This window comes from Actinomycetota bacterium (assembly GCA_005888325.1).
In the GTDB taxonomy this organism is placed as follows: domain Bacteria; phylum Actinomycetota; class Acidimicrobiia; order Acidimicrobiales; family AC-14; genus AC-14.
Genome location: VAWU01000080.1, coordinates 1 through 8,574, shown reverse-complemented (window position 1 = coordinate 8,574; position 8,574 = coordinate 1). Strand labels below are relative to the sequence as shown.

Below are 8,574 nucleotides of genomic sequence, written 5' to 3'. Positions count from 1 at the left end.
GGCACAGCACGTCGAGATGGATAAAACGGTCGGCCCACGGAAGAAGCAGCTCATACAGCACCGCAGCCGCGGGCCGGTGGCGCGCCATCGCGATCGTTTCGGCGCACCCCGTGAGGTTGGTGAGGCGCATGACGTCGCGGGGAAACGACGTGAACCCGTCGGCGATGTCGCCGGCGAGCACCTCGACCGCTTCGTCGAGTCGCCCGGCCTGGGTGCACAGGCGGGCGAGCGCGCCCCGGAACGCCGGGATGCCGGGGTTCGTCTCCACTTGCTGTCGCACGAGATCCTCGAGCTCCCCAAGCCGTCCCTGCACCGCCCGGATGGTGACGAGCTGGGCGCCGTAGTACGAGATCGCGTCAGGCTGACCGCTGGTCAACCCGAGCTCGAGTGCACCTGACGCGCGCCGATCGGCTTCCCCGAGGTCGCCGTCGAGGAATGCGGTCGCGACCTCGACAGTCGCGGCATGCCACTCCACTCCGGGCAGCGCGAGACGATGCGCGAGATCGAGCTGCCGTTCCCGGTACTCGTCGTACGTGTCGCGATCGCACATCTCGAGCGCCGTCACCGTACGCCGCGCCGTCGCCCAGTACTCGAGCAGGGGGTCGCCGATGTCGACTGCGAGCCGCACGAGCTCCTCGCTCCATGCGACGCGGTCGGCCAACCGTTCCGGCACCCACGTCGCGAAGATCGCGGTGTCGAGTGTCCAGGCCAGAGTGACGGAGTCACCTGCGGCCCGCCCCGTTTGGACGGCTTCATCGGCCAGCGCAAGTCGTCGCTCGGCGACGTCGTCGCCCGCGGAGGTGAGTTCGACGGCGAGCAGCCCGAGGAGCCGGGCGCGCAACGCTCCCGGCTCCTTCGTCGCGGCGAGTGCCGCCTCGAGCACGCGAATGCGCTCGCGGTCGGCGGCACCGGTGCGCGAGTGCCAGCCGCGATTGTTCGCCAACGCGGCGCGCACGAGGAGGTCATCCGCTCCGAGCTTCTCGGCCGTCGTGGCGGCGGCAAGCAGCGTCTCGCGATGGTTTACATCGCCCACCTGCCGTTGCGCGTCGCCGAGCCCAACGAGCAGCGCGCACTGCACGATCGGATCGGCCGGTTCCCTCTCGGCCACGTCGAGGGCCTGCCGGAACCAGCGCAACGCCTCGTCCGGCGCCAGCTGCGCGAGCGCGCGCTCGCCGGCAAGCCGAGCATACTCAATCGCCTTTCCAGAGTCCTCTGCCGAGTCCGCCCGCGCCCAGTGCAGGGCAATCTCGGCGACGCGCTCCAGGAGCTGAGCTCCGAAGACGTCCTCCATCGACTCGGCGACGACGCGGTGCAGTCGCGCGCGCCGTGTCGTGCTCAGGCTCTCGTACAGCGCATGACCCACGAGCGCATGCACAAACGAGAACCTCCCGCGCCGCACCTCACTCACGAGTGCGGATCGCATCGCTCGCTCGAGCGTGTCGAGAACCTCGTCCTCCTCGGCATCCATCGCCTTCGCGAGGAGCACCAGATCGAACTCCCGGCCGATGACGGATGCGTAGACGAGAGCACGACGCGGCCCGTCACCCAACTGCTCGACGCGACTGTCGATGACGTCGAGGATGCTGGCCGGGAGCCCGTTCTCGAGAAACTCCGTCGTCGCGGCCCATCTTCCTTCCGGATCACGAACAAGCGAACCGGTCTCGACGAGATGCCGAAGCATCTCGCCGACGAAGAAGGGATTGCCCTGGGTCTCCTCTTGCAACAGACGCGCCAGTTCCACACCCAGGTCCGGAAGCGCTTGCCCTGCCGTGTCCTCCATGAGCTGCGCGACTTCGTCGAGCGAGAGTCCCTGGAGCGAAACGCGCTCCAAGAGCTCGTCGCGATGCGACGCGACGATGAGCTCGGCCAGGGATGATTCGGCGGCGGACTCGGTGTCTCGGAGCGTTCCCGCGAGGAGCACCAGATCGAACTCCCGGCCGATGACGGATGCGTAGACGAGAGCACGACGCGGCCCGTCACCCAACTGCTCGACGCGACTGTCGATGACGTCGAGGATGCTGGCCGGGAGCCCGTTCTTGAGTAACTCCGTCGTCGAGTCGGGCACCTCTCCGAACCTGCCGGCCGGGCCGGGCGCGAGGCGCGCGAGCAGCGCCGCGTCGGGCCGGAGCCGCTCCAGGAGTGGCTCGGGCAGGTGCTCGAGCAAATGCGTCACGATCTCGACCCACGGCTGATAGGGAAGCCCGAGCCCGCTATCGCTTCGCCCGTAGAGCACCTGCGCGCCGCGCTCGTATGCCGATCTTGCGCCGAGGGCCGCGAGCGTGGTCTTGCCAACGCCAGGTTCGCCACTGAGCAGGAAGAGTCGACACGAGCCGGCCTCGGACAATCTCAACGCGGCCTCGAGGCGCGAGCGTTCCTCTGTCCGACCGACGAACGCGAGCGGTGCAGTCTGGAGTCGCGACGGCAGCGGCGCCTGCCAAGCGATCGTCGGGAGCTGCCGCCACCGCACCTGCCAGGTGTTCACCGGCGCGTCGAAGCCTTTCAGCACGAGCGGTCCGAGCGGCTCATAGGCGTGGTCGCCGCGGCCAGCCCTCACCACCTCGGTGACGCGGATCTCGTCATTTTCTGCGCTCGAACACAGGCGCGCGGCCTCAACAACCGGGACGCCGAAGTAGTCGTTGCCGTCGACATCGGCTTCACCCGTCGCCACACCGACGCGCACGCGCAGGAATGGAGAGCCCTTACGCCGGTTGCGGGCATCCAGCCGCTGCTGCATGCCGACTGCGCACGCCACGCCGTCCAAGGCGCTCGTGAATGCCACCATGAGGCCATCGCCGAGGTTCTTGACCTCGCGTCCCGCGTTGAGTCTGACGACCTCGCGGAGAAGGTCGAAGTGCTCGCGACGCAAGACTTCGGCTTCGTCCTCTCCGACCCGAGTGAACAAATCGGTCGAGCCCACGAGATCGCTGAACAGCACCGTTACCGTCGCGACATTGCCCACTCGCACACTCCCAGGCCGGCTTCCGACGCCCGATAGACAGCCTGAGGCCGGGGAAGCCAAGCGGCTTACCCGGCCCCTGCGGTCGGAACGCCGGCTGAACGCTACGCCAGGCGGCGATAGATGAGCTGGGTCGTGTGACCTGGCTCATCCGCGTAGGTGCCCTTCACCTCTTTGTCGAGGTACTTCGCCCAGCTCGCGTCGCTGGCCAGCTTCTGCTGGGCGGTTTCCAGAGCCTGGATGTTCGCGTGACCGCTGAGCCAACCGACGCCGCCGTAGATGCCGGTGACGTCGGCGAGGAACAGCGTCGGCGTGCCGGTGATCTTCTCGGCCCGCTGGGCGATCTCGACGCCCAGCTCCATCCCTCGAGCGAGGTTGCCTGTCGCGCACACCGTGCGCACCCCGGTCACGTATTCGATCTGCCGGCTCGGATCGGGTGCGCCGGAGAGCACCTGCGAGAGGGTGTCCTCTGCGCCGCCGACGGTCAGGGCCGCCCCTTTGTCGGTCGCCGACACGAAGTCGTCGTCGACGTTCAACTTGTCTCCCGCCGCTTCGAGCGTGGCGAGATCGGGCACGAAGGTGCTCCAGCCGATGGAACCAACCTCAAGCGAGTAGACCTGGGTGTACAACGAAACCTGCAGCCCGGTGATCCGATTGACCTTCTCGGTCTGCCCGAGCGCCCATTCCATGGCGGCACGCGTCTGGCCGCCTCCAATGCGAACGCGACGACTGAACAGGTACATACGGCCTCATCTCTCCCGGACGAAGGAACCCGACGAGCGGCGATTCCCGTCCGGGAATGAGAAGAACCGTGCTCGCCGTCACCCTTGCCGTTGTTCTCCCGCAATGCAATGGCAAAGTACTGATATCTCACTGTTTCGAGTCCACTGATCGCCGTGGGTATCGTTCCCCCGTCCTCAGCGAGCCAGCGGCGCGACAACGTGCGCCGGAAGACGGGGTCGCGGCCTACGAGGCCTGGGAGCGTTCCGTAGGCAGGACTCAAGAGCTTGCTCGCCTCGGGCCGGCTGATGGTGCAGTGTGCGCCCCACACGATCAAGGGGAGCCTTCATGGCTGACAAGGAGACACCGACCGGCGGGGCTACCAAGCGTTCGGCGAGGGGGACATGGAGCACTTTCGGGCGATCTACGCGCTCGATGTCGTGCAGCGCCAGCCAGGCAACAACCAGACCTCCGGTGAGCACAAGGGGGTCGACAACGTCCTCGGGTTGTACGGGCAGTTGTTCGAGTTGTCGGGCGGCACCTTTTCGGTGGACCTGACGAGCGTGAAGACCCAGGGCGACAAGGTCGTCACCGTCCACCACGCGAAGGGCAAGCGCGAGGGCAAGACCCTCGATACCGACGAGACCATCGAGTTCACGTTCTCGGGCGACAAGATCTCCCGCCTCGACGTGGGGTACACGGACGAGGCCGCCGAGGACGCCTTCTGGGGCAAGCTGTCCCGATTACCCGGCGGGCGCTACAGAACACAAGCACACAGATCGACAAGATCGGCGTGTCCAAAGCGACTGCCTTGGCGTGTCCCAGATCGCCGGCTATGCGTCGCCGTCGTTCCGGGTTAGCTGCTGGTGGCTGAGGGGGTGAGGTGTGCGAGGCCGCGGAGGAGCCATGGGGCTCGGCGGGCCATGGTGGCGACGGTGCGGTCGGAGCGTCGCATGGCAGTGCGTGCCGACGGCGTGGCAAGCGAGACGAGTATTGCCTCGGGCGATCCGGGTTGTGGTCCGCTCGGATTCACCGCGAGGAGATGCCAGTGTCCGGGGACGCCTTTGAGTTCGCGTGAACCGCGGTCGTCGAAGCCGATCCCGGAGCCGACGACGAGGTCGCGTAGCGAGCTGGAGACGAGGATCTCGCCCGGCCCTGCTTGCGACATGATCCGCGCCGCGATGTGGACGGCGATGCCGCCGATGTCGTCGCCCATGAGTTCGCACTCTCCGGTGTGAACGCCGGTGCGGATCTCGATCCCCAACGCTTCCGCGTCAGCGCACAGCGCCTCGGCGCAGCGGATCGCGTACGTGGGTCCGTCGAACGTGGCGCGATGGCCGTCGCCGGTGCTCTTGACGACGGTTCCGCCGAAGCGTTCGGCGAGGCTCTCGGTGACTTCACCGAACCGCTGCAGGAGCGCGCTCCAGCGTTCGTCGCCCATCGCGGCCGCCCGCGCGGTGGACGATACGATGTCGGTGAACAACACCGTCCTGAGCGCACGGTGCGCCTGACGTGGCGCCGCGTGCGTGCCGGTGAGGAACCCTTCGATGGTTCGGTTGATCCGATCGGGGTCGGACAGGAACGGCGCGTGGTCGTGCCCTTCAACTTCCATGAACTGGGCCCCCGGAATGTGATCCGCGAGGTACCGGCCGCCCTGGACCGGCACTGGGTCGTCCCTCGCGTGGATCACGAGCGTCGGCACATCGATCGCCGACAACACCGACCTCACGTCGAGACCGAAGGCGGCCTCCATTGTCACTCGAGCCATTCCGGGACTGGCGCTCGGCGCAGTCGAGGAGGAGGCCGAGCTTGGCTGCCATTCAGCTGGGCTTGGCGTAGTTGGCCGCGCCTTGGAACTCGATCGACACCATCGGCTCGTTGCCGACGACCCACGCGTCATGGCCGGGTCCGATGCGGTAGACCTCGCCGCCGGCGACATCGACCTCGCTGCCGTCGTCGTGCGTAACGTGGATGCTGCCCGATACGCAGTAGCCGATGTGTTCGACCTGGCAGCTGTCGGTGCCGACAACGGGCTTGATGCACTCGGACCATTTCCAGCCGGGCTGGAACGTGTAGCGCCCGATCTGACCGCCCGCGAGGTTGACGAGCTCGACCGTGGTCTTGTCGGGCGTGCGGGTCTCGTCGGGTGTCGTGAAGTCGCGGCTCTCCACTCCGGGCATGGCGTGTCCTCCTTGTCGTGTGTTGTTCGGCAGTACTCAGTCGCGAGAGCTCTACATCATCTCCTCGCGCACGACATCGAGATTGCGGAACGTCGGCGGCCCGTCGCACAACGACGCGAGCTTGGCTGAGAACTCGCCCGTCTCCGGCAGGTTCGAGTTGGCCATCGCCTCTTCATAGGAGGGGAACTCGACGATCTGCACGTAGGTGTTGCTGGCGTCGCGGTCTTTGGTTTGCACGCCGCGGGTCGAAGCGCGCTTACCTTTGGTCGCTTCCAGCCAGCCGTCGAGCGCTGCGTTGAGCTCGTCGATCTTGCTGGTCTTGTATTCGATGATCTGGATGAACGGCATGGGTTCCTCCTTCGACGCGGTCACTGTAGATCGCCCGACGCGGGCGCGTTCCCGTCAGTAGCTGAAAGTGGTCGCAGGCTCGTCGCCGATCTACTGCCAGCGACGACGATGTTCAGCTCGGCGCCCGGATCTACCTGCTCACCGCCGGCGTCGATCGGTAGCGCCGGCGGCGCGCGCCGTGCGGTCACGTCTCGGTCCGCCTACCGGCGGACTGCGATGAGCGCCCAGGTCGTCTCCACCAGACCGAAATCAATCAGTCGGTATCGCGATGGCCACGAGCGTGATCATGTTCGTCGCGACCATCTTCGTCGTCCTCGTTCTCGTGCAGGAGGACGCCGTTGCGCTCACGACCGACTGCTGCGAAGACTGTCGTGGACGTGTCCTCGTCATCGGACTTGTAGGAGAAGCCGTCATCGCTGTGGGCGCTCCATTCGATGGTCGCCGTGCCCTCGATGAATTCGCCGACGAAGCCCTGCGCCAGGCTCCCGTAGGTGACGTGCTTGTCGCCGCCGTTCCAGTCGATGTCAAAGGAGGCGCGGGCCTCGACCGAACGGCCGTCGTTGACCGCGTTGACGAAGTCGAAGTAGTCCTCGAGCGCCAGATCCGACACGTCGAGGCGCGCCTGGCCATGTGCCGGGAACCGCACGCTGTGGTGGGGAACCGGGATCGTCCAGAACAGCCCTTCGGGGAAGGGATGAATGCCGGGGTTGAAGTCGTGAATCTGGTTGGCGGGGTCAACTGACCCCCGGAAGAGATCGAGTCAGACGAAGGCGAAGGTGCCTCGTTGCCGTCGCCCGGTGAGGTCGACGAAGTCGCCGTCCATGACCCGCATGTCGACATCGAAGGGCATTCGCTCGCCGGTGTTGGCCGTACCCATCCCTTGCAGCTCGCAGGCGGCGACGATGCCGCTGAAATCGGTGATCGTCGAGTTCTCATTGCCCGAGCCCGGCGGCTGGAGGTGGAAGCGCTTGCCCGGGGCGAAGGGCAACTCGATGAACTGGGGGATCGGCCGGGGGACGCCACGGCCCGCCTGGGGGCGTCCGTCGGCCCACGCCACGCCTGTGCTCCCGAGCAGCTTGGTGCCCAGGGCGAGGCCGGCAGCGCCGGCGCTCGAGACCTGCATGAACTGCCGGCGCGACATCGCCGCGCGGGCCCAGAAGTGTTGATGCCCGCGAGCGGGCGTTGCCTTCCGACCGGCGTTCGTCCCGGTCCGGATCCCGGTCATCAGCGAGAGCGACATGCTGACCCCCTTCCCCAGCGCACACGCGTGCGATCACCTTCCGTCCAGCCATACAGCGTGTCAACCCCCGAGTCTCCAGGTCCGCGGCGTTGTGGATCGCGGTGAGGAGCGCGAGGATCCGTGCTGGGCGATGGCCGGCGGCGAGCGCCGTCGACGGTGGGTCGGGTGATCGCCGGTCCCGCCTTCGCGGCGCGTCTCCCGGCGACGGGCGCGCCGGTCACACCCTTGCCAGTACCCGCGTCATCGAGCCGATGGGCGTCCGCTACGTCGTGATCACCAGATCCGGGTAGCGGGACAAGGGGTAAAGTGGACGGTAAACGCTGCATCATCCGTGTCATCGATACCGGTCATCAGCTCGACGGGCGCACTCTTGGGGCAGGTGCCCGATGTGTCATCGCTTGGTGGCAGGGGAGCCGCCTTGATGCACGCACTGAGCGACGAGATCGGCTTCACCTCCGAGCCCGAGGCCGGAACCATCGTGCGCCTCGTCAAGCACCTCGTGCTCACGCCCGATAGCCAACTGGCTCGACTCCACCGCCCGTAGAGCGCCACTCCACTGCCGAAATGCGAACGGAAACGCGCCCCTCCCGCGCGGGTCGGCCCGTCGAAGCTGTCCCGCGAAACTCACCCTCATGGCAGGGCGCCGAGAAGCTTCGGCCCGAGATGCGCAGCGGCATTGCTCACGCGACTGCGGGACCCGGCCCGGGCCCCGCAACGTCGTTCTTCGATTGTCACCCGGCAACGGACTCGAGCGACCGCGCCGTATCTGATCGGGGGAACGTGGCATAACACCCGCAGGCGCGGAGCCGGGACCTTCCCGGCGCTTCCCATTCGGTGCCGCAACCGCGGTAGGTGATAGCGCCGTTCTCGAGGGACGGCCGGTCGCCGAGGTCCGTTGTCGGGCAGGTGAGCGGACTCCACGGTTGTGAGTCCGCGTGATCAGTCGGGCGGGGAACGCTCCACCGAGCCAACTGCCATCGCGGACACCTCCGTCATACGGCATGACTGCTCCGGCACTGTCAAGCGGTATTTTCGCGCTACCGTCGTCGGCGTCAAGGGACCTGATATCGGATCCACCGGCAGCACGCACGTGGGTCGCCCTCGCCGGACGCTTCCTGGTGTAATCGAGG

General features: G+C 67.0%; 8 protein-coding genes. 1 reads left to right on the top strand and 7 read right to left on the bottom strand.

The window, feature by feature from the left end:
* Positions 1-3,019 (bottom strand): hypothetical protein (locus tag E6G06_21925; protein TML85589.1); only part of this gene is annotated, 3,019 nt, incomplete at its 3' end.
* Positions 3,020-3,060: 41 nt separating this feature from the next.
* Positions 3,061-3,645, bottom strand: a complete 585-nt coding sequence (locus tag E6G06_21920; GenBank protein TML85588.1) for a hypothetical protein — start codon at positions 3,643-3,645, stop codon at positions 3,061-3,063.
* A 435-nt stretch (positions 3,646-4,080) separates the two neighbouring features.
* Between E6G06_21920 and E6G06_21915 the strand changes: the two genes are divergently transcribed.
* The gene (locus E6G06_21915; GenBank protein ID TML85587.1) at positions 4,081-4,536 is read left to right on the top strand and encodes a nuclear transport factor 2 family protein; all 456 of its coding nucleotides are present in this window, start codon (positions 4,081-4,083) and stop codon (positions 4,534-4,536) included.
* Here E6G06_21915 and E6G06_21910 read toward each other — a convergent pair.
* The 5 genes from E6G06_21910 to E6G06_21890 form a co-directional block, all read right to left on the bottom strand.
* Positions 4,533-5,615 (bottom strand): hypothetical protein, encoded by a 1,083-nt coding sequence (locus tag E6G06_21910; protein TML85586.1) that lies wholly within the window; start codon positions 5,613-5,615, stop codon positions 4,533-4,535. The genes E6G06_21915 and E6G06_21910 overlap by 4 nt on opposite strands.
* The gene (locus E6G06_21905; protein TML85585.1) at positions 5,497-5,856 is read right to left on the bottom strand and encodes a cupin; all 360 of its coding nucleotides are present in this window, start codon (positions 5,854-5,856) and stop codon (positions 5,497-5,499) included. Before E6G06_21905 ends, E6G06_21910 begins: the two co-directional genes overlap by 119 nt.
* A 51-nt stretch (positions 5,857-5,907) precedes the next feature.
* Positions 5,908-6,204 (bottom strand): hypothetical protein, encoded by a 297-nt coding sequence (locus tag E6G06_21900; protein ID TML85584.1) that lies wholly within the window; start codon positions 6,202-6,204, stop codon positions 5,908-5,910.
* A 253-nt stretch (positions 6,205-6,457) separates the two neighbouring features.
* Positions 6,458-6,850, bottom strand: coding sequence for a hypothetical protein (locus E6G06_21895; GenBank protein ID TML85583.1), 393 nt, complete (start codon positions 6,848-6,850; stop codon positions 6,458-6,460).
* A 114-nt stretch (positions 6,851-6,964) separates the two neighbouring features.
* Entirely contained in the window at positions 6,965-7,444 is a 480-nt protein-coding gene (locus E6G06_21890; protein TML85582.1) for a twin-arginine translocation signal domain-containing protein, read from the bottom strand.
* Between the last annotated feature and the right edge of the window lie 1,130 nt (positions 7,445-8,574).